We start from the raw sequence: 21,624 nt of genomic DNA on the forward strand, positions 1-21,624 counted from the left end.
ACGGTCAACACGATGGTCGACCAGCTCTCAAGCTTCGCCGACGAGGTCACGCGTGTCGCCCGAGAGGTTGGCACGGAGGGCAAGCTCGGTGGTCAGGCCCAGGTGCGGGGCGTCGCCGGCACCTGGCGCGATCTCACCGACAACGTCAACTTCATGGCTTCCAACCTCACCGCCCAGGTCCGCAACATCGCGCAGGTGGCGACGGCGGTGGCCCGTGGTGACCTGTCGCAGAAGATCACGGTCGACGCCCAGGGCGAGATCCTGGCCCTGAAGTCGACGGTCAACACGATGGTCGACCAGCTCTCAAGCTTCGCCGACGAGGTCACGCGTGTCGCCCGAGAGGTCGGCACGGAGGGCAAGCTGGGCGGCCAGGCGCAGGTGAAGGGCGTCTCCGGCACCTGGCGCGACCTCACTGACAACGTCAACTCGATGGCGTCCAACCTGACCTCCCAGGTCCGCAACATCGCCCAGGTCACCACTGCGGTGGCGCGGGGCGACCTGTCGCAGAAGATCACGGTCGACGCGCACGGCGAGATCCTGGAGCTGAAGTCGACGGTCAACACGATGGTCGACCAACTCTCAAGCTTCGCCGACGAGGTCACCCGCGTGGCCCGTGAGGTCGGCTCCGAGGGCAAGCTGGGCGGCCAGGCGCAGGTGCGGGGCGTCTCCGGCACCTGGCGGGACCTGACGGAGAACGTCAACCAGCTCGCCTCGACGCTGACGACCCAGCTGCGAGCCATCTCGCAGGTGTCCACCGCGGTGACCCGCGGCGACCTGACCCAGCGGATCGCGGTCGAGGCGCTCGGCGAGGTCGCCGAGCTCAAGGACAACATCAACCAGATGATCGTCACGCTGCGCGAGACGACGAAGAAGAACGCCGAGCAGGGCTGGCTCGACTCCAACCTGGCCCGCGTCGGCGGCCTGCTGCAGGGCCAGCGCGACCTCGGCGAGGTCTGCCGCATGATCATGGCCGAGGTGACCCCGCTGGTCGACGCGCAGATCGGCGCGTTCTTCCTCGCCGGCACCGATGCCGGGTCCGGGCTGCGGCTGCGGCTCGAGGCGTCCTACGGGTACATGCCGCCCGGCACCGAGGTCAGCTTCGCACCCGGGGAGGGGCTGATCGGGCAGGCGTCGCTGTCGCGGCGCGCGATCCGGGTCACCGCCCCCCAGGACAGCCGGCTGCAGGTCCGCTCCGGGGTCGCCGCGACACCCCCGGCCGACCTGGTGGTCCTACCGGTGCTGTTCGAGGGCGAGCCGCTCGGCGTCATCGAGTTCGCCGGCGTCGCCTCGTTCTCGGAGCTGCACCTGGCATTCCTCGACCGGCTGGTGGTCACCATCGGCGTGGCCCTGAAGACGATCCTCGCCAACCGGCGCACCGAGGAGCTGCTGTCGCAGTCGCAGCGCCTCGCCCTGGAGCTGCAGGACCAGTCCGCCGAGCTGCAGCGCACCAACGCCGAGCTGGAGGAGAAGGCGACGCTGCTGTCGGAGCAGAAGGGCAACATCGAGAAGCAGAACCGCGAGATCGAGATGGCCCGCCTCGGCCTGGAGGAGAAGGCGCAGCAGCTGGCGCAGGCGTCGCAGTACAAGTCGGAGTTCCTCGCCAACATGAGCCACGAGCTGCGGACCCCGCTCAACTCGATGCTCCTGCTGTCCCGGCTGCTCGCCGACAACCCCGACACCAATCTCACCGCGAAGCAGATCGAGTTCGCCGCCACGATCCACAACGCGGGCTCCGACCTGCTGGCTCTCATCGACGACATCCTCGACCTGTCGAAGATCGAGGCCGGTCGCATGGACGTGGAGCCCGGCGAGGTGTCCTTCGACGAGATCCGCGCCTACGTCGAGCAGGCGTTCGCGCCGCAGGCCGAGGACAAGGGGCTGGACTTCACGGTCGACACCACCGCCGAGCTGCCGCCCGCGATCGTCACCGACCCGCAACGCCTGCAGCAGATCCTGCGCAACCTGATCTCCAACGCGGTGAAGTTCACCGAGAAGGGCGCGGTCACGCTGTCGATCAGCGTTGCCACACCCGACCTGCAGTTCACCTCGCCGACGCTGGCCGGTGCGCGGCGGGTGATCGCGTTCGCGGTCCGCGACACGGGCATCGGCATCTCCGACGACAAGGTCGCCCTGATCTTCGAGGCGTTCCAGCAGGCCGACGGCACGACCAGCCGCAAGTACGGCGGCACCGGCCTCGGCCTGTCGATCAGCCGCGAGCTGGCCCGGCTGCTGGGCGGGGCGATCGGGGTCACCTCAGAGGTCGGCCGGGGTGCCGTCTTCACCCTGTACCTGCCGGACGTCATCGCGACCGAGGTCACGCAGACCGTGCACGCGGTGCCGGCGCAGCCGTTGCCGCCGGTCCGCAGCCTGCCGCCGGGCCCGGCGATGCTGCGGGCGCTGCCTACCCCGGAGCGCCGCCCGACCGCGGCCGCGCACCAGCTCGACGGCGCGACCGTGCTCATCGTCGACGACGACGTGCGCAACGTCTTCGCCCTCACCAGCGCGCTGGAGCTGCACGGCATGACGGTCCTGTACGCCGACAACGGCACCGACGGCGTCCGGGTGCTGTCCGAGCACCCCGGCGTGGACATCGTGCTGATGGACGCGATGATGCCCGACCAGGACGGCAACGAGACGACCCGGGCGATCCGGCGCAACCGGCGCTTCGCCAAGCTGCCGGTGGTGTTCCTGACCGCCAAGGCGATGCCCGGCGACCGGGAGTCTTCCCTGGCCGCGGGGGCCAGCGACTACATCACCAAGCCCGTCGATCTCGACGAACTGCTTGACGTGATGGCCGCCTGGGTAAACGGGGAGGGTCGTGCGGTGTAGGTTGATCGATGACGTCAGAAAGGGGCCGCATCCTTGACTGGACCGGAACGGCCGGCGAAGGTGCTGCTCGTCGACGACCGAAAGGACAACCTCCTCGCGCTGGAGGCGATCCTGCAGGGGCTGCCGGTCCAGACCGTCGGTGCCGACAGCGGTGAGGACGCCCTCAAGCACCTGCTGGTGGACGACTTCGCCCTGATCCTGCTCGACGCCCAGATGCCGACGATGGACGGCTTCGAGACCGCCCGGCACATCAAGCGCCGCGAGCGGACCCGGCACGTGCCGATCATCTTCCTGACCGCCGCGGACCGCGACTCGCACCTGGCGCTGCGCGGCTACGCGGCCGGCGCCGTGGACTACCTCACGAAGCCGTTCGACCCGTGGGTGCTGCGGGCGAAGGTCTCCGTGTTCGTGGAGCTGTGGACGAAGACGCAGCAGCTGGCGGCACAGTCGGACCTGGTCAAGGTCCGGGATGGCGAGCTGCGGGCGGTCGGGGTCGCCGTCGACGAGGCCGTCGCGCTGCTCAAGGCGGGACTCGCCGCGGGCGGTGAGGTCGGCGGCTCCCAGGTGGAGAAGGCGATCGCCGCGTTGAGCAGGATCAGGTAGCGGTTTCCTGGATCATCAGCGCGCCCCGCAGGCCGGTGATGTCCAGGACGCGGATCAGGAACGCGCCCACGTTGACCAGCACCAGGTAGCTCTGTGCCATGGTGGCCTTCCGGCTGAGCACGACCAGCGTGCCGAGCCCCTGCGAATCACAGAACGTGACGCCGCTCATGTCGAGGACGACCCGTGTCGGGGTGTCGCCGCCGATGATCTCATCGACGGTCGTTGCCAGGCGTTGGACCGTGGACATGTCGATCTCGCCGGCGAGCGTCACCACGGTCTCGGTCGGGGCGCGGCGCACGGTGACGGAAAGATCAGGTCGATCCACCCGCACAGCCTAACGTGGATCCACGTCCATAGTGGCGTCGGGCACAGGCCACCTGGGGGCGGTCGGCGTCGCGCCGGGCAGGCTGTCAGAATGGGCAGGCTGTGACAGCTATTGACTCCGCCGGCCTCGGCCCCTACGCGGGTGACGCTCCGGCTTCGCAGGCACTGTTCGACCGCGCCCAGGCCATCGTGCCGGGTGGGGTGAATTCACCTGTCCGGGCGTTCCGCGCGGTCGGTGGCACCCCCCGGTTCATGGTCGGTGGCGAGGGCTGCTGGCTCACCGACGCCGACGGGCGACGCTATGTCGACCTCGTCTGCTCGTGGGGCCCGCTGATCCTCGGCCACGCGCATCCCGAGGTGATCGGTGCGATCACCGCCGCGGCCGCGCACGGCACCAGCTTCGGCACCCCGACACCGGGCGAGGTGGCACTCGGCGAGGAGATCGTCGCGCGCACCCCGGTCGAGCAGGTCCGCCTGGTCAACTCCGGCACCGAGGCCACGATGAGCGCGCTTCGGCTCGCCCGGGGCTTCACCGGCCGGTCCAAGGTGGTCAAGTTCGCCGGCTGCTACCACGGTCACGTCGACGCGCTCCTCGCCGCCGCTGGGTCCGGGGTCGCGACGCTCGCGCTGCCCGACTCGCCCGGTGTCACCGGTGCGGCGGCCGGGGACACGATCGTGCTGCCGTACAACGACATCGCCGCGGTCGAAGCGGCCTTCGCCGCCGAGGGCCCGCAGATCGCGGCCGTCATCACCGAGGCGGCCTGCGGCAACATGGGCGTCGTCGCACCCCGCGACGGGTTCAACGGCAAGCTCGCCGAGATCGCCCACCGGCACGGCGCGGTGCTCATCCTCGACGAGGTCATGACCGGGTTCCGGGTCAGCGGCGCCGGCTGGGCGGGCCTCGAGCCCGTCGACGCCGACCTGTGGACCTTCGGCAAGGTCATGGGCGGGGGCCTGCCCGCCGCCGCGTTCGGTGGCCGCGCGTCGATCATGGCGCAGCTGGCCCCGGCCGGCCCGGTCTACCAGGCCGGCACCCTGTCGGGCAATCCGCTCGCCTGCGCCGCCGGCCTCGCGACCCTGCGCCTGGCGACCCCCGAGGTCTATGCGCAGCTCGACGCAACGGCCGCCACGATCGGCAAGTTGTCCTCGGACGCGTTGGCCGCCGCGGGGGTACCGCACACGCTGGCCACCGCCGGCAGCATGTTCTCGATCTTTTTCACGCACGAGCCGGTGCACAACTACGACGACGCGCGGACCCAGGACGTCGCGGCGTTCAAGGCGTTCTTCCACACCATGCTGTCCCGCGGCGTCTACCTGCCACCCAGCGCCTACGAGTCGTGGTTCGTCTCGACCGCGATCGGCCCGGAGGCCCTGGACGTCATCTCGGCCGCGCTGCCGCATGCCGCCCGCGCCGCCGCCGCTGCCTCGGCCGGGCTCTCATGACGATGGCTGGTCTCTCATGACGACGAAGACGATCGTGCACGTGCTGCGGCACGGCGAGGTGCACAACCCGGAGAAGGTCCTCTACGGGCGCCTTCCCGGCTACCGGCTCTCCGAGCTCGGCGTGCAGATGGCCAAGGCCGCCGCGCAGGCCGTCGCGGACAAGGACATCACCTACGTGGTGGCCAGCCCGCTCGAGCGCGCGCAGCAGACCGCGGCGCCGATCGCCGACCAGTTCGGCCTGCCCATCGCCGTGGACGAGCGGCTCATCGAGAGCGGCAACTTCTTCGAGGGCAAGCGGGTCGGCGCCGGCGACGGCGCGCTGCGCGACCCGCGCAACTGGTGGGTGCTGCGCGACCCGGTGACGCCGTCGTGGGGCGAGCCCTACACGGCGATCGCTTCGCGCATGTTCGCCGCGCTGCTCACCGCCCGGGAGGCGGCCGAGGGGCACGAGGCCGTCTGCGTCTCGCACCAGCTGCCGATCTGGACGCTGCGCCGGCACGTCGAGCGCAAGCGGCTGTGGCACGACCCCCGCAAGCGCGAGTGCAACCTCGCCAGCTACACCAGCTTCCACTTCGAGGACACGAAGATCGTCGGGGTGTCGTACACCGAACCCGCCGCGCATCTGGTCGCCATGTCGCCGACGGCGCGTGACGCGAAGGGCGCGTAATGTTCTATCGGGCTATTGCCGTTCTTGTCGCTTTTGTGTTCCTGGCCGCCTGTGACAGCACGACCCCGCAGAACGCGCTCGGCAGCCGCAAGATCTCCGTGTCGGACCGGGTCGCCGCGCCCGCGGTGCGCGCGGACTTCATGGACACCACCGGCTCGTTCGACCTCGCCCAGCAGAAGGGCAAGGTCGTCGTGGTCAACTTCTGGGCCTCCTACTGCGCGCCGTGCCGCACCGAGGCGCCGGAGCTGGAGAAGGTGTACGCCGCCACCAAGGCCTCCGGCGTCGTCTTCGTCGGGATCAACGTGCACGACCAGCGCGACCCGGCCAAGGCGTTCCTGGCCGACATCAAGCCGACCTATGGCAGCATCTTCGATCCCTCCGCGTCGATCGCGCAGGACTTCGCGGTGCCGCCCAACTCGATCCCGGCGACCCTGGTCATCGACCGCACCGGCCGCATCGCCGCCGTGATCCGCATGCAGGTCGATGAGAAGCTGCTCGAGCCGATCGTGCGCGACCTGCTCGCCGAGCAGGCCTGATGCTCCTCGCCGGGCCCTTCGACTACGCCACCAGCGGCCCGCTGCTCGGTGCGATCGCCGTCGCCGTCCTCGCCGGCCTCGCCAGCTTCCTGTCGCCGTGCATCCTGCCGCTCGTGCCCGGGTACCTCTCCTACGTCACCGGCCTCGCGGGCGCCGACCTCGACTCGGGCCACCGGCGGGGCCGGGTGGTCGCCGGCATCTCGCTCTTCATCGCCGGGTTCACGGCCGTCTTCGTCGCCCTGATCGTGCTCGCCACGAGCGCCGCGATGCAGCTGATGGTGCACCGGCGGACGATCGAGATCGTCGCGGGTGTGATCGTCATCGTGCTCGGCCTGGCCTTCATCGGCCTGGTGCCGGGGCTGGAGCGGCAGTGGCGGGTGCAGAAGCTGCCCGCCGCCGGGCTCATCGGTGCCCCCGTCTTCGGCGTCGTCTTCGCCCTGTCGTGGGCGCCGTGCACCGGCCCGACGCTCGCCGCGATGATCGCGCTCGGCTCGACCAGCGGGTCCCAGGCCAGGGCGGTGACCCTTGCCATCGCGTACTCCCTCGGCATCGGCCTGCCGTTCATCGCCGTCGGCCTGGGCTTCCAGCGGCTCATCGGAGTCATCAAGTTCATCCGCCGCAACAGCCGATGGGTGACCCGCATCGGCGGCGCGCTGCTCGTCCTGGTCGGGCTCGCGCTCGTCACCGGCGTCTGGAGTGACCTTATGATCGCCATCACGGCCAACGTCGGACCCGGATCGGTGCCGATCTGATGCGCTGGATCGTTTCCGTGTGCCGGCGTGCCTGGCGGCAGCTCACCTCGATGCGCACCGCGCTGGTGCTGCTGTTCCTGCTCGCCGTCGCCGCCATTCCGGGCTCCGTGCTGCCGCAGCGCAACGTGTCGCCGGAGCAGGTCCGCCAGTATCTGCGGGACAACACCGAGTGGGGTCCCACGCTCGACCGGTTCTTCTTCTTCGACGTGTACGCGTCGCCCTGGTTCTCCGCCATCTACCTGCTGCTGTTCACGTCCCTCGTCGGCTGCCTGGTGCCCCGCTTCCGGGTGCACTTCGTCGCGATGCTGCGCAAGCCGCCGTCCGCGCCCGCGCGGTTCTCCCGGCTGCCGGCCTCCGTTTCGGACATCGCACCGGTGCCCGCCGCTGAGGTGGTCTCGGTGCTGCGGCGCCGGCGGTTCCGCACCGTCGTGCGGGTCGACGGCGACGTCACCGAGATCAGCGCCGAGAAGGGCTACCTGAAGGAGACCGGCAACCTGGTCTTCCACTTCGCGCTGCTGTCGCTGCTGCTCGGCGTCGCCTACGGCTCGTGGTTCGGCTGGCACGGCAACCGGCTGCTCGTGCAGGGCCAGGACTTCGCGTTCTGCAACACCCTGCTCAACTACGACGAGCACGCCCTCGGCGCCCGGGTCGGCGAGGGCGACCTGCCCAAGTTCTGCCTGCGGATGGACAAGTTCGCCGCCACCTACCTCGACAGCGGCCAGCCGGTCACCTACAAGGCCGACGTCACGGTCACCCAGGCCGGTCGCACGTCGTCGCACCTGCTGCAGGTCAACGACCCACTGCGGCTCGACGGCGCCAACGTGTCGCTTCTGGGACACGGCTATGCCCCGCGGTTGCGGTACACCGACAAATATGGCAAAACGCACGAGCAGGTCGCCGCGTTCCTGCCCAAGGACGGCATGCTCACCAGCGACGGCGTCGCCACCTTCCCGGACGTCAACCTGAACCCCGACACCGGCACCCGCGACGAGAAGGCGCAGATCGGCTTCTCCGGGGTGTACCTGCCGACGCTGCCGTCGGACCCCTCGGTCGCCTCCTCGGCCTTCCCGGCGGAGAAGGATCCGCGCCTCATGCTGCAGGCCTACCAGGGGGTGCTCGGCTTCGACTCCGGCGCGCCGCTGTCGGTCTACACCCTCGACCAGCGCCAGATCGACGCGAAACGGCTCACGAAATTCGGCGACCCGATCATGCTCAAGCCCGGCGAGAAGGGCACCCTGCCCGACGGCACCACCGTCGAGTTCGTCGGCACCGAGCAGTGGATCAGCATCTCGATCCGGCACGACCCCGGCCAGCCGATCGTCCTGGCCGGCGCGGCCGCGCTGCTGGTCGGCCTGCTGGGCTCGCTGACCGGCAAGCGCCGGCGGGTGTTCTTCCGGATCACCCCGACCGCGATGTCGGCGGGCGGCCTGCCCCGCGGGGACTACCCGGGCTTCGCCGAGGAGTTCGCCGCCATCGTCGCCGCGGTGGCCCCTGCTGCGAGCGTGCCCGGCCAGGTGGCGCAGACTGACGTCAAGGAGGTCGTTTGATGGGTGGGTTGTCGAATCAGCTGCTGGTCGTCACGATCTTCAGCTATGTGCTGGCGATGCTGGCGTACGCCGTTGAGTATGCGTTCGGCCCTCGAAGCCTGGTAGGCCAGCGCGTTCTGGTTGGCGCGGGCGGTCCTGCTTCTTCCGAGATTTCGGATATTTCGGATTCGCCGGCGGGTGCTCGCCGGGCGGGGGTCGCCGCCGTCGGCCTCACCGTCCTCGGCTTCCTGGCCCACGTCGGAGCCCTGGTTACCCGCGGTATCGCCGCCGACCGTGCCCCCTGGGGCAACATGTACGAGTTCGTCATGACCGCCACCCTCGTCGGCGTCTCCGCCTGGCTGGTCGTCCTGGCCAAGTGGCGCAACCTGCGGCACCTCGGCCTCTTCGTCACGCTCGTCGCGTCGATCCTGCTCTCGATCGCCGGCATGACCCTGTACGTCCCGGTCGGCCCCCTGGTCCCGGCGCTGCAGTCCTACTGGCTGGTCATCCACGTCGGCGCCGCCTCGATCGCCTCCGGCGTCTTCCTGGTCGGCTTCGTCGCCGCCGCCATGCACCTGATCCGCCTCGGCCACGACCAGGGCAAGCGCAACTTCCCCTACAGCCTCGGCGAGCGCCTCCCGCAGGCCGGCGTGCTGGAGCGGGTCACGTTCCGCGTGCACGCCTTCGCCTTCCCGATCTGGACCTTCGGCGTCATCGGCGGCGCCATCTGGGCCGAGGCCGCCTGGGGTCGGTACTGGAACTGGGATCCCAAGGAGACCTGGTCCTTCATCGCCTGGGTGGTGTACGCCTGCTACCTGCACGCCCGTTCCACCCCGAGCGTCAGCCGCCGCATCACGTCCTGGATCGCGGTCGTCGGCTGGGCGACGATGCTGGTCAACCTGTTCGGCGTCAACCTCGTCGCCAGCGGCCTGCACTCCTACGCCGGCGTCTGACCCACCGCCTCTCCACTGTCCGCGCCGCCGACCTGATCGCTGTGGCGGCCGTCGAGGTCGACTGATCCGTCCCCTTCCGATCCACCCCCACGCCGTGTGTTTGGTCGTGGGGGTGGATCGGGGCTGGTTGCGGTCCGCGGGTTCTGGTCAGCATGACCTTCAAATATTCGCCCAAACGTTGCGGGGACTTGATGGCACCGCCCGGCCGCTGGCGCGTCCGTGCGACAGGGTGGCGTGGTTCCGGTCCGTGCCGTCTTGCGGTGATGCCAAGCCAGGTCCGCACTCACATGATCCAGCGCCGTCGAGGTCGTCATTCGGTGGTGCCACACCGCCGCCGGTCACAAAAGCCGCAATCTCCCCGCCCCGCCCACGCCGGACCCGACGTTCGAACTACCTGGTGGATCAGTGGTCGCCCGCGACCACCAATCCACCAGGTAGTGCAAGACTGCCGCTCCGGACCCGCAGAACAACCCGGTGGATCCTCGCTACCCGGTGAATCACTGTTGTCCCACGGGGGGTAATCCACCGGGTAGTTCAAGATTTCTGTTCGGGAGTGCTGGTACCACCCAGTCCAGTGATCGATGGTTTTCGTTCTTTGGCTGCAGGCGGTGTTGTAGCACCGAATGATGACCTCGACGGACCTGGACCATGTGAGGTCGGACCTGGCTTGGGATCACCGCAAGACGGCTGTCAGGGTGACCACGCAACCCTGTCGCACGGCCGAAGGCCGGGCGGTGCCATCAAGTCCCCGCAACGTTGGGCGAATATTTGAAGGTCTGGTCGAAAAACCCACGCGGACCGCAACGGACCCGACAGGACGCCAGCCGCTTCGCAGCCGGGTAGCCATCGAACGATCTTGCGCCCTGGTCGCATGGGCGACCAGACGGCTCCTTCAATCATGAGCGTCCGATGCCGAGTGGTGGACCAGCGCGGAAATAGATGGAAATGTCCGCATGCCTGGCGGGGCCGGACGAGATACTCGCGGAAAGCGTGAACGGGTCGGGGCGCGCGGGCGCCCCTCTGCTTCACACCTCTGCCGTGCCGCCGTGCCGCCGCTCTGCCACGGGCGGATGCGGCGGTTCGTTCATGATCCAACGCGCGACGCGCCCAGTCATACATCACGTCAGCGGACGCGACCCCTGAGGAGTCTGGCGCGCCGAAGCTGCCCGTCGGGACAGGCCGCGCGCGCAGGCCGTGCACGTCCGTCGGGCAGGCCAGGCACGTGCGACGCGCAGGCCGTAGACGCCCCTCGGGTAGGCCAGGCGCGCAGGCCAAGCACGCCCGTCGGGTCGGGCACGCGGGCGCGACGCGCAGGCCGTGGTGGACGCCTCTCGGGCGGGCCAGGCACGAGGCCGCGCACACCCGTCGGGCAGCCCGGGCACGAGGCCCTGCACGCCCGTCGGGTCGGCCAGGCAGGCGCGATGCGCAGGCCGTGCACCCCTCGACAGGTTCAGGGCGTTACATGCCCGCCGCGCATGACGGGTCCGGCAGCTCGGACCGTGCTGGTGCGTCCGGGCTGACGAGGCGGTTGTCGGATCGGTCGGGTCAGGGGCGGAGGCCGCCGAGGATGGTCAAGTCGAGCAGGGCGAACACGAACAGAGCGATCCCCACGAACCCATTCGCCGTGAAGAACGCACGGTTCACGCGGGACAGGTCGTCGGGCCGGACGATGGCGTGCTCGTAGATGAAAGCGGCCGCCGTGACCACGAGGCCGATCCACCACAGCCAGCCGAGGTCGACCAGCTGGCCGAACCAGACGAACAGGCCGAACGTCACCACGTGGGCGGCGGTCGACAGGTGCAGGGCGAACGGGACGCCGTAGCGGGACGGGACGGAGTGGACGCCGATCTCGCGGTCGACGGCAGCGTCCTGGCAGGCGTAGATGAGGTCGAAGCCGCCGATCCACAGGCCGACGGCGGCACCGAGGACCCAGGCGGCGCCGGAGCCGCGCAGGTCGCCCGTGACGGCGAGCCAGGCGCCGACCGGACCGACCATCTGAGCGACGCCGAGCAGGGCGTGCGGCCAGTTGGTGAAGCGCTTGCCATACGGGTAGAGCACCAGCGGGACCACGGCGAGCGGGGCGAGGGCCAGGCAGAGCCAGTTGAGCAGGGCGGCGGCACCGAGGAACACGACGAGCGCGACCGCGGCGCCGGTCCACGCGGTGCGGACGCTGACGGCGCCGGTGACGAGCTCGCGCTGGGAGGTGCGCGGGTTGCGGGCGTCGATGTGGCGGTCGATGATCCGGTTGGCGGCCATCGCGAACGTGCGGGCGCCGACCATCGCGACCGTCACCAGGAGCAGGTCCACCCAGTTGACGCGGCCACCGTGGACGGTCATCGCGGTCAGGGCCGACAGATAGGCGAACGGCAGCGCGAACACCGAGTGCTCGATCGCGACGAGCCGCAGGAATGCCTTGACCCGGCTCCGGGGTGCCTCAACGAGCGTCACTTGAACCCATACTCTCTCCAGCGTTTGTCGACCCGCGCCACGACGTCGGGGGACATGACCATCTCTTCCGGCCAGCCGCGATGGTAGCCCTCCGTGGGGCCCTTGCGTGTCGCGTCGAGACCCGCCTTGCCGCCCCAGAACTGCTGATAGGACGCGTGGTCGAGGTGGTCGACCGGGCCCTCGGTGAGCAGCAGGTCGTGCTTGTAGTCGACGTTGCCGAAGGCGCGGAAGGCGACCTCGGCGTAGTCGTGCACGTCGCAGTCGTCGTCGACGATCACGATGAGCTTCGACAGCGACAGCAGGTGGGCGCCCCAGATGGCGCTCATCACCTTCTGCGCGTGCTTCGGGTAGCGCTTGCGGATCGACACGATCACGCAGTTGTGGAACACGCCGGCCGCCGGCAGGTCGTAGTCGACGATGTCCGGGATCATGATCTTCAGCAGCGGCAGGAAGATCCGCTCGGTCGCCTTGCCGAGGCCGAGGTCCTCCTGCGGCGGCTTCGACGTGATGATCGAGTGGTAGATCGGCTGCTTGCGGGTGGTCATGCACTCCACGTGCAGCACCGGGAAGTCCTCGACCGGCGTGTAGAAGCCGGTGTGGTCGCCGAACGGGCCCTCGGGCAGGCGCTCGCCGGGCTCCAGATAGCCCTCGAGGACGATCTGGGCGTTGGCCGGCACCTGCAGCGGCACCGTGAGGCAGTCGACCATCTCGACCCGCTCACCGCGCAGGAACCCGGCGAACAGGTATTCGTCGATGTCGGAGGGGAGCGGGGCGCTCGCCGAATAGGAGACGACCGGGTCGGCGCCGATGGCGATCGCGACCGGCAGGCGCTGGCCGAGCCGCTCGGCCACGGCGTGGTGCGCGGTCGAGTCCTTGTGGATCTGCCAGTGCATGCCGAGCGTGTTGTGGGAGTGCTGCTGCAGGCGATAGAGCCCGAGGTTGCGCTTGCCGGTCTCGGGGTGCTTGGTGTGGGTCAGGCCGAAGTTGTGGTAGATCCCGCCGTCGTCGGGCCAGATCTGCAGGCCGGGCAGCCGGTTGAGGTCCACCTGGTCGCCCTTGTAGACGACCTCCTGGCACGGCGCGGTCTTCACGTGCTTCGGGGGCACCGCCTTGAGCTGGAGCAGCTTGCCGATGCCGTCACGGATGCCGGCCCAGCCGACCGGGAGCTCCGGCTTGACCAGCGCCCCGATGCGCTCGCCGACCTCGTCGAGGTGGGAGACGCCGAGTGCCATCGCCGTGCGCTTCTCGGTGCCGAACAGGTTGATCGCGACCGGCATGTCCCCGCGGGTCGGGCGGTCGAACACCAGGGCCGGGCCGCCGGCCCGGACCGTCCTGGTGACGATCTCGCTGATCTCCAGGTGCGGGTCCACGGGCGCGGACACGCGATGCAGCTCACCCGCCCGCTGCAGGGCGGCAAGGAACTCGTTGAGGTCTGCATATGGGAAGCCGCGTGCCATGGACACCATCCTGCCAACCCCGTACGACAGTTTCCGAGCGGGCTGGTCAGTTGTGGCAGAGTTGACGGCGTGGTTGATCAGCGCAGGCCGTGGGTCGTCGGGGTGTCCGGGGCGTCCGGCACGCCATACGCGGCCGCGGTGATCCGGGCACTGTTCGACGCCGGCGAGGCCGTCGACCTGGTCGTGTCACGCGCTGCCCGGCTCACGATCCTCGACGAGACCGGCGCACCCTTCCGCGACGCACACTGGAAGGACGACCTGGCCACGTGGATCGAGCGCCCGATAGAGGACGTCGCCTACTGGCCCGCCGGTGATCTCGCCGCCGGTCCGAGCAGCGGCTCGTATCAGGTCAAGGGCATGCTCGTCGTGCCGGCGAGCACCGCCGCCTGCGCCGGCATCGCGATCGGCCTGTCGAAGGATCTGCTGCAGCGTGCCGCCGAGGTCAACCTCAAGGAGCGCCGACCGGTGGTCGTCGTCCCACGGGAGACCCCCGTGACCCGCAGTCACCTGGAGCACCTCATCGCCCTGCACGACGCCGGCGCCGTGGTCCTCCCCGCCAGCCCCGGCTTCTACTCGGCCGGAGCGGCGGCCACGGCCGCCCAACTCGTCGACTTCATCGCCGGCAAAGTCCTTGACGCTGCCGGCGTGTCTCATACCTTGTTCACTCGTTGGTCGGGTGAACTCGGCCATTCCCGTTAGAGGTGTCGTCGAGCGCGTCGTCTCCTTCGAGCAGCGCCCGCACCTCGGATTCCCGGAACCGCCGGTGTCCTCCCGGGGTTCGGATGCTGCTGATCCGGCCGGCCGCCGCCCAGCGTGTCACCGTTTTAGGATCCACACGAAACAAGGCAGCGACCTCGCCGGGCGTCAGCAGACGATCTCCCGTCTCCACGGCCCCTCCTTAACCCACGGGTGGCTCGATCGGGCCCGCGCACCCCCATGCGGCAAGCTGAAAGCACGAGTCATCCTGGGATGTACGCCCATTACAGCACCGCTAGCGTGCCGTGTCCGGGAAACGAGGAAATCGCACGTGTTGGGTAATTAGCTGTGCTAAAACGCTGACCATTAGGCTGGACGGGATGGACGCGATCGATCGACAACTCATCGACCTGCTTCGAGACAACGCCCGCCTTCCATATGCGGAGCTGGCCCGGAAGGTCGGCCTGTCCGCGCCGGCCGTGCATGAACGCGTCGGCAAGCTGGAGTCGTCCGGCGTCATCCAGGGCTACCGGGCCGAAATCCACCCGGAGGCCGTGGGCCTGCCGCTCACCGCGGTCATCGGCATCGTGCACGACAGCAGCGGGGACACCGACGGCATCCTCGAAGCCCTGCGCGAGCATCGAGAGATCGAGTCGTGCTACTTCATGGCGGGCGAGGAATCGTTTCTGTGCAAGGCGCGCGTGAAGACCATCGGCGACCTTGAACGGCTCATCATCGAACTCAACCGGGTCAAGGGCGTCGCCCGCACACGCACCGCCATCGCCCTCTCCACGAAGTGGGAAGGGCGCTCACAGCCCGCCTCGAAGGACAATCAGGCGAGCACCGCCAGCCCCGGATAGTCCACGACATAACCCTCCGCGTCGAGCTGCAGCACCGCCGTGAAACCCTCCGAGGAATAGCGGACCCGTCGGTCGGGCAGCACCTCATACACCTGCTGGAGGGGGATCACGGCCAGGCTCGGCAGCAGGACCCAGGCCGCCTCGATCGTCGACACCGTGCCGGGGGCCGCGCGGTGCAGGCCCAGCCGGCGCACCGGCAGCGTGTTGGTCAGCGGGGAGTTATACAGGTCGACGTCGAGCACCTGGTGTAAGCGGTCGGGATCCTCGATGCCGGAGAACGGCGCCGTCGGGAGCACCCGCTCCAGGTCGCCCTGCTCGCCGGTGGTGACCCGCCAGCGGCCCGCCGCCCGCTCCATCCGCAGCGTCCGCCGCCAGCCCGCACCCTCGGCCGTCACCTCGAGCCGCGTGCTGGCCCAGCCGTCGTCGGTGTGCAGGTCATACCGGCAGGAATACAGCGCATTGTCGGCGGCGAAGGCCGTGCCCTTGGCATACAGCCCCCGGCGGTCGTCGAAGGTGACGAACTCACCGCCGGTCGTGTCAGTCCGCTGCCAGGCGAACGCCCGTGGAAGCACCGTCATGCATTGAAGTTAGCCCACAGGTATGACAAAAACCGGGGGCCGACAAAAAGGCGGTCCGCACCATTCTGCGGACCGCCCTGTCGTCACCTAACGCCGTGGACGACGATCATGTTCGTGCTGCTGCGGCCGCCGGCCAGGACGGCCGTGGTGCGACGAGCCGCCGTGATGCGAAGAGCCCCCGCTGGGAGCGCTGCGCTGGATCCGCACCGGCACGCCGCTGGGCTGCCGAGCGCCCGTGACCTCGGCCAACGCCGGGTCGCCGGCCCGCACCCGGAGCTCGGTCGGGGTGACCCCGGCCTTCGCGAGCAGCGCCGCCGCCCGCCGACGCTGCCGCGGCAGCACCAACGTCACGACCGTGCCCGCTGCCCCGGCCCGCGCGGTCCGACCGGCGCGGTGCAGGTAGTCCTTCTGATCTCTCGGGAGATCGACGTGCACGACCAGCGACACATCGTCGATGTGAATGCCACGGGCCGCGACATCGGTCGCCACCAGCACGTCACACGTGCCCTCTTTGAACTCCGCGAGGGTACGCGTGCGCACCCGCTGCGTCTTGCCGCCGTGCAGGGCACCTGCCCGCACACCGACGGCCGCGAACTGGTCGACCAGCTCGTCAACGGCCATCTGCGTCTTCACGAACAGGATCGTGCGGCCCTTGCGGGCAGCGATCGACGCCGCGATGGCGAACTTGTCGTTCGGCGGGACCAGCAGCACGTGGTGGTCCATGGAGCCGACCGACGCGGTCGCGGGCTCGATCGAGTGCGTGACCGCGTCGACGAGGAACCGCTTGACCAGCGTGTCGACGTCCTTGTCGAGGGTCGCGGAGAACAGCAGGCGCTGACCGGTGGTCGGCGTCTGTCCGAGGATCTCCGTGACCTCCGGGAGGAAGCCCATGTCGGCCATCTGGTCGGCCTCGTCGAGCACGGTGATCTCCACCGAGTCGAGCCGGCAGACGCCGCGCTTGATCAGGTCACCGAGGCGGCCGGGCGTCGCGACGAGCACGTCGACCCCCCGCTCGAGGGACCAGATCTGCCGGTCATACGGCACACCGCCGACGGCGGTCTTGCAGAACAGGCCAAGCGTCTTCGCCAGCGGGGTCAACGCGTCGTTGACCTGCATGGCGAGCTCGCGCGTCGGCACGAGGATCAAGGCCTTGGGGGCATGCGGACGGGACCGTCCGCTCGCCGCGAGCCGGGCAAGCATCGGCAGCCCGAAGGCGAGCGTCTTGCCCGAGCCGGTGCGGCCCCGGCCCAGCACGTCACGGCCCGCGAGCACATCGGGGATCGTGGCGGCCTGGATCGGGAACGGGTCATTGATGCCCTGGTTGGCAAGCACACGCACCAACTTGTTGGGCAGGCCGAGCCCGGCGAAACCGGGCCCTTGGATTTCCTCTGTGGCTTCGAACTCGTCGGTAGCTTCGAAGATGGAGGGGTACGAACTGGGGTCAGCGAGCAGCAAGGAGCTGGGACCTTCCGATTGGAGACCCTTCAGCTTATCCGATCTCGCCCACTGACCCCGCGCCAAGGTGTCGCGGTTCACTATTTCTGTGGTACGCCACTGAACATGTCCTCAATGAACGCCTTTGAGAACGTGACGGCGAGGTAACCACCCACCAGCAGCACCACCACGATGATCGCGATGATGATGATGACTTTCAGGTTGCTGGACTTGGCCGGCTCCTCCTCGTCGTCCTCGTCCGCTTCCTGCGTACCTTGACTCAAGATGTGCCCGGTCAGTGAGCCGGAGTTCTCCAGGGGGCTGCTGCCGCCGTCGGCCGGGACCGTCGCCACCGGAGTGACGCGTTGCCCGCCATAGACTGTGCCCGCAGAGCTGCGCTGGTTCCGTGCCCAGTTTCCGTAGCTTTCGGCCGCGGGTGAAGGTCCCGCGTCGTCGACCACCTGATCCTCATCCTCCTCAGGCGGAGGGATCGCGGGCGGCTGCTGATGCGCCGGAGGGGCCGGGTTGGCGGGCGCCCCGCTCGACGGGTAGACCGTCCCGGGCGCCCTGTCCGTGGCCGGCCGGTCATCCCGGGCCGGCCCCGCCGACGGCGGCTCCGGCGCGCCCCACGCCGGCGCGCCCCACCCCGTCTGCTGCACCGGCGGCAGGTCGGACTGCGCGGTCGGCACCGAGTACATCGGCTGCTGCCCCTCTGCGGGCGGCTCCGGCGCCGCTGCGGGCTCCGCGGCCGGCGGCGCCGCCCAGCTCGGCGCGAACGGTGCCGACACCGACTCCCCGCCCGGCGACGGCTGGGCCCAACTCGGCGCACCGGGCGCGGACACCTGGTTGTCGGCAGGCTGCGCCCACGCGGGCGGAGCCGAAGCCTGCCCGGCCGGCGCCCAGCTCGGTGGCGCGAAGGCGGGCGGCGACGAGACCGGCGGCGTCGACTCCGACGGACTCGCCGACGGAATGGAAAACGCCGGAGGGGCCGAGACTGGCGGCGTCGACTCCGACGGTGTCGCATTTGGCATGGTGTACGCCGGTGCCCCCGAAACCGGTGGCGTGGACTCCGACGGTGTCGCAGGCGGCACGGTGTACGACGGCGACCCCGCAGCCGGCGGCGCAAACGCCGGTGGCCCGGAGGCCGGCGGCGCAAACGCCGGACCGCCCGCAGCCGGAGGTGCGAACGCGGGCCCACCCGACACTGGCGGTGCTGAAGCGGGCGGCGCGAAGGCAGGCCCACCCGAAACCGGCGGAGATGACGCGGGCGGCGCGAACGCCGGACCACCCGACACTGGCGGTGCTGAAGCGGGCGGCGCGAACGCCGGACCACCCGAAACCGGCGGCGAAGACGCGGGCGGCGCGGAGGCCGGCGGCGGGGCCCATCCCTGACCGGGCGTGCTGGCCCAGCCCTGCTCACCCGGCGCGGCCGTGGGCGGCTGCTGCCAACCGGATTGAGCGGGCGCCGGCGGCGCGGCCCAGCCCTGCTGCGAAGGCGGCGGGGACACCGGCTGCGCGGGCGGTGGCGCCCAACCCTGCTGCCCCGGTGCGCCCTGCCCCGGTGCGCCCTGGCCTGGTGCGCCCTGTCCCGGCGGAGGGGCCCAACCCTGCTGCCCCGGTGCGCCCTGGCCTGGTGCGCCCTGTCCCGGCGGAGGGGCCCAGCCCTGCTGCCCCGGCGCGGCGTACTGCCCCGGCTGCTGCTGCCCAGGCGTCCCATACGTGCCGGGCGCCTGCTGCCCAGCCGGCGTTCCGTACTGACCGGCGGGTGCCTGACCGGGCGGCGTGCCGTACTGGCCGGGCGCCTGCTGCCCCGGTGCTGTGCCGTACTGGCCAGGCTGCTGCCCGGGTGGCGTGCCGTACTGGCCGGGCGGCTGCTGACCGGGCGCGCCGTACTGCCCCGGCGGCTGCTGTCCCGGGACGCCGTATTGCACCGGCGTGCCGTGCTGCCCTGGAGCGCCATACTGCCCGGGCTGTCCGGGGGTGCCGTACTGCCCCTGCGCCGGCTGTCCGGGCGTCCCGTACTGCCCCGGCTGCCCTTGCACGGGCTGGCCGAATTGCCCCGGCTGGCCCTGTGCGGGCTGCCCGTACTGGCCCGGCTGACCCTGTGCAGGCTGCCCGTACTGGCCCGGCTGACCTTGCGCGGGCTGCCCGTACTGCCCCGGCTGGCCCTGGGCCGGCTGGCCGTACTGCGCCGGTGGCTGCTGTCCGGGGGTGCCGTACACACCCGGGGTGGGGTTCGGCTGCCCGGGAGCCGGCCACTGCTGCGGCGCAGGCGGCTGATTCCACCCTTGCGCGGGCGGCGTCGACACCGGCTGCTGCCCGACCACCGGCCACTGCTGCGGCGTGGCGGGCGGCTGCGGCCCCCCGGCAGGCGGCTGTGGTGCGCCGACCGGCGGCTGCTGCGTGCCGGCGGGAGGCGGAGCCCAGCCCTGCGCGGCCGGCTGAGCCCAGCTGGGAGCGGCGCCCTGCCCACCGGCGGCCGCCGCGGCCTGGCCGGAGTCGCCGGTGCCCCACGGATGCTGCGAGGACGGCGTCGTGTACGGCGTCGGCGCCTGGAACGGCGACGGCGGCTGCGGCACCGGCGGCGGTGGCACCGGCGGCCCCGGGAACGGCGGCGGCGTCGGCTCCGGGGTCGGCACGGGAGCGGGCGGCGTCGGCGCGGGCGGCGGTGGGAACGGCGTCGGGATCGGCTCGGGCTCCGGCGCTGGCGGGAACGGCGTCGGCTCGGGCGCCGGCACCGGCTCCGGGCTCGGGAAGGGCGACGGCTCCGGGCTCGGGAACGGCTCAGCGGGAGCGGCCGGCTCAAGGGGAGCAGCCGGAGCGGGCTCGCCGTCGGAGTCAGCGGCGCCGGCGGCGGCCGGGAGGCCGACCGAGGCGGAGCCGGTGGCCATCGAGTGCGGCAGGGCCATCGAGGTGCGGTACACGGTCGGGGTCGGCGTCGTGGTGGCCCGGGCGGCCTGCTCGGCCTCCTCGGCGCTCACCGAGTGGATGCCGGGCACGGAAGCCTTCGCCCGGGCCGCGACCACGGAGGCGGCGAACGCTCCGGCAACCGGCAGCACGACCGGCGGGGTCGAACCGGCCGGGGCCATCAACGGCTCGGCCGGCACATCGACGACCCGCCGGTCGATCGGCGCCAGGACGGGCTCAGCGGCATCGGCGGCAGGAACCACGGCGGGCCGGCCCTGCACCGCGAACGGATGCACCACCGACGGCTCCGAAGCCGGCGGGGCGGGCTCGACGGCGGGCGGCGCGAACGCCGGCGGGGCGGACGAGGCGGGCTCGACCGCGGGTGGCGCGAACGCCGGCGGGGCGGACGAGGCGGGCTCGACCGCGGGTGGCGCGAACGCCGGCGAGCTGGCCGAAGCCGGCTCCACCTCCGCCGCGGGCGTCTCCGGCGCGCTCCACGGCCGTGCGAACGCGTCCCACGACGACTCCGGCAGCTGCCGGGGCGCCCGGGCCCGGCTCGGCAGCGGCGGCGGCGCCTCGCTGACCGGAGGCGGCGGGACCGGAGCGGAGGAGACCGGCTCGTCGACGGACGCGGCCGGCGCACCGAACCCCGAAACCGGGATCGGCGCGAACGGCGGCGCCGCCACATCGGACGACACCGGCTCGGCGGGGTGGATGCCCGAGTACGGCGTGGACTCCCCGGGCGGAGGACCGTAGGTCCCGGCGACGGAGTCGAAGTTCGGCAGTTGGTACGCCGGTGTCGGGCTGGCCAGCGCGGCCGCGATGACGTCCGCCTCGGGCTCGGCCCGGCGCCGCGGCCCGTCAGGACCGGGAGCCGGCTGCTCGGGCGCCTCGCTCAGCCCGCTCGTGGCGGCCGGCGTGTCACCACCCGCGGCACTCACCCCGGCATCCAGCCCAGAGCCGGAAGACGCTGCGGCGCTCACCCCGGCGCCCACACCGAAGGGTGCCTCGGCAAGACCGGACGAGGCACCACCGGACGAGGCAGCACCGGACGAGTCGCCGCTGGGCGCCGCTCCGGTGTCGGTCGAGTTGAACGCCGCGACCATCGCTGCGACCTCCGGGTCGTCCTCACCCTCGTCGTCGGAGTCCGCGAACGGGTCGCCGCCGGGCCAGAGGGCGCCGTCGGTGGGTGTCGGCGGGAGCTCGTACGCCTGGTCCGGGACAACCTCCTGCGGCGTGTCCGGGGGCAGCTCAGCACCGACCGGTGGCGGTGGTGGCAGCGGCGGCAGATCGCCGTCGAGCTCGTCGGGCTCCGGAGTGGTCGCCTGCGGCTGCGCGCCGGGCGTGAACCCGAATGGGGAGTCGGGCTGCACCCCCTCGTTGCGTGCGCCGTCCCGTGTCTCCCGCTCGTCCATTGCTGCCCTCCATGACCGTGCCCTGCCTGGGCGTCACCGCGTTCCCGGCGTGCCCCCTCCGCCAGTCACGGCTCCACGGTGCCACATCGAGTCACGGAACGCTGGACCGGACTGCGTCGGGTTTTGGATCACCGCGCAGGATCACGTCCGGGATCACCGCTGGGATCACCGCCGGGCGAAGATCCTCCGAGAACGA

Annotated in this window: 17 protein-coding genes; 10 read left to right on the forward strand and 7 right to left on the reverse strand. The window is 70.9% G+C overall.

Annotated features, from left to right (window positions below):
* Positions 1–2,829: HAMP domain-containing protein (locus ACFPIJ_RS22815; RefSeq protein WP_380117208.1), on the forward strand; the 2,829-nt coding region annotated here is incomplete at its 5' end.
* Between the two features lie 33 nt (positions 2,830–2,862).
* Entirely contained in the window at positions 2,863–3,432 is a 570-nt protein-coding gene (locus tag ACFPIJ_RS22820) for a response regulator (protein WP_380117209.1), read from the forward strand.
* On the opposite strand, the gene ACFPIJ_RS22825 is transcribed toward ACFPIJ_RS22820, so the two are convergent.
* A complete protein-coding gene (locus tag ACFPIJ_RS22825) occupies positions 3,425–3,757 on the reverse strand; it encodes an STAS domain-containing protein (RefSeq protein ID WP_380117210.1) in 333 nt (110 codons plus the stop codon). The genes ACFPIJ_RS22820 and ACFPIJ_RS22825 overlap by 8 nt on opposite strands.
* A 101-nt stretch (positions 3,758–3,858) precedes the next feature.
* Here ACFPIJ_RS22825 and hemL point away from each other — a divergent pair, with 101 nt between their 5' ends.
* From hemL to ccsB, 6 genes are read left to right on the forward strand one after another with little or no spacing between them, the layout of a single operon-like run.
* Positions 3,859–5,199 carry a glutamate-1-semialdehyde 2,1-aminomutase gene (gene hemL / locus ACFPIJ_RS22830; protein WP_380117211.1) on the forward strand — a complete coding sequence of 447 codons (1,341 nt, stop codon included), beginning with the start codon at positions 3,859–3,861 and terminating at the stop codon, positions 5,197–5,199.
* 16 nt (positions 5,200–5,215) lie between these two features.
* The gene (locus tag ACFPIJ_RS22835; RefSeq protein ID WP_380117212.1) at positions 5,216–5,866 is read left to right on the forward strand and encodes a histidine phosphatase family protein; all 651 of its coding nucleotides are present in this window, start codon (positions 5,216–5,218) and stop codon (positions 5,864–5,866) included.
* Complete coding sequence (locus ACFPIJ_RS22840) at positions 5,866–6,402, forward strand: TlpA family protein disulfide reductase (RefSeq protein ID WP_380117213.1); 537 nt, start codon at positions 5,866–5,868, stop codon at positions 6,400–6,402. Before ACFPIJ_RS22835 ends, ACFPIJ_RS22840 begins: the two co-directional genes overlap by 1 nt.
* Positions 6,402–7,154, forward strand: coding sequence for a cytochrome c biogenesis CcdA family protein (locus ACFPIJ_RS22845; protein WP_380117214.1), 753 nt, complete (start codon positions 6,402–6,404; stop codon positions 7,152–7,154). The genes ACFPIJ_RS22840 and ACFPIJ_RS22845 overlap by 1 nt, the downstream gene beginning before the upstream one ends.
* The gene (gene resB, locus ACFPIJ_RS22850; RefSeq protein ID WP_380117215.1) at positions 7,154–8,701 is read left to right on the forward strand and encodes a cytochrome c biogenesis protein ResB; all 1,548 of its coding nucleotides are present in this window, start codon (positions 7,154–7,156) and stop codon (positions 8,699–8,701) included. Before ACFPIJ_RS22845 ends, resB begins: the two co-directional genes overlap by 1 nt.
* A complete protein-coding gene (ccsB, locus tag ACFPIJ_RS22855; RefSeq protein WP_380117216.1) occupies positions 8,701–9,633 on the forward strand; it encodes a c-type cytochrome biogenesis protein CcsB in 933 nt (310 codons plus the stop codon). Before resB ends, ccsB begins: the two co-directional genes overlap by 1 nt.
* A gap of 1,545 nt (positions 9,634–11,178) precedes the next feature.
* Here ccsB and mqnP read toward each other — a convergent pair.
* Positions 11,179–12,081, reverse strand: coding sequence for a menaquinone biosynthesis prenyltransferase MqnP (mqnP, locus tag ACFPIJ_RS22860; RefSeq protein WP_380117217.1), 903 nt, complete (start codon positions 12,079–12,081; stop codon positions 11,179–11,181).
* Entirely contained in the window at positions 12,078–13,538 is a 1,461-nt protein-coding gene (locus tag ACFPIJ_RS22865; RefSeq protein ID WP_380117218.1) for a menaquinone biosynthesis decarboxylase, read from the reverse strand. The genes mqnP and ACFPIJ_RS22865 overlap by 4 nt, the downstream gene beginning before the upstream one ends.
* Before the next feature lie 69 nt (positions 13,539–13,607).
* Between ACFPIJ_RS22865 and ACFPIJ_RS22870 the strand changes: the two genes are divergently transcribed.
* Complete coding sequence (locus ACFPIJ_RS22870; protein WP_380117219.1) at positions 13,608–14,237, forward strand: UbiX family flavin prenyltransferase; 630 nt, start codon at positions 13,608–13,610, stop codon at positions 14,235–14,237.
* On the opposite strand, the gene ACFPIJ_RS22875 is transcribed toward ACFPIJ_RS22870, so the two are convergent.
* Entirely contained in the window at positions 14,200–14,427 is a 228-nt protein-coding gene (locus ACFPIJ_RS22875) for a BldC family transcriptional regulator (protein ID WP_033363294.1), read from the reverse strand. The two genes, ACFPIJ_RS22870 and ACFPIJ_RS22875, sit on opposite strands and share 38 nt — an antisense overlap.
* A gap of 187 nt (positions 14,428–14,614) precedes the next feature.
* Between ACFPIJ_RS22875 and ACFPIJ_RS22880 the strand changes: the two genes are divergently transcribed.
* A complete protein-coding gene (locus ACFPIJ_RS22880; protein ID WP_380117220.1) occupies positions 14,615–15,094 on the forward strand; it encodes an Lrp/AsnC family transcriptional regulator in 480 nt (159 codons plus the stop codon).
* Here the strand turns inward: ACFPIJ_RS22880 and ACFPIJ_RS22885 are convergent.
* The 3 genes from ACFPIJ_RS22885 to ACFPIJ_RS22895 form a co-directional block, all read right to left on the reverse strand.
* Positions 15,067–15,672 carry a putative glycolipid-binding domain-containing protein gene (locus tag ACFPIJ_RS22885; RefSeq protein WP_380117221.1) on the reverse strand — a complete coding sequence of 202 codons (606 nt, stop codon included), beginning with the start codon at positions 15,670–15,672 and terminating at the stop codon, positions 15,067–15,069. The genes ACFPIJ_RS22880 and ACFPIJ_RS22885 overlap by 28 nt on opposite strands.
* Before the next feature lie 87 nt (positions 15,673–15,759).
* Entirely contained in the window at positions 15,760–17,055 is a 1,296-nt protein-coding gene (locus ACFPIJ_RS22890) for a DEAD/DEAH box helicase (protein ID WP_380117604.1), read from the reverse strand.
* Between the two features lie 152 nt (positions 17,056–17,207).
* On the reverse strand, positions 17,208–21,428 hold the full coding sequence (locus ACFPIJ_RS22895) for a hypothetical protein (protein ID WP_380117222.1): 4,221 nt from the start codon (positions 21,426–21,428) through the stop codon (positions 17,208–17,210).
* Positions 21,429–21,624: the final 196 nt, after the last annotated feature.

The organism is Dactylosporangium cerinum (assembly GCF_042653625.1).
Taxonomy (GTDB): Bacteria; Actinomycetota; Actinomycetes; order Mycobacteriales; family Micromonosporaceae; genus Dactylosporangium; species Dactylosporangium cerinum.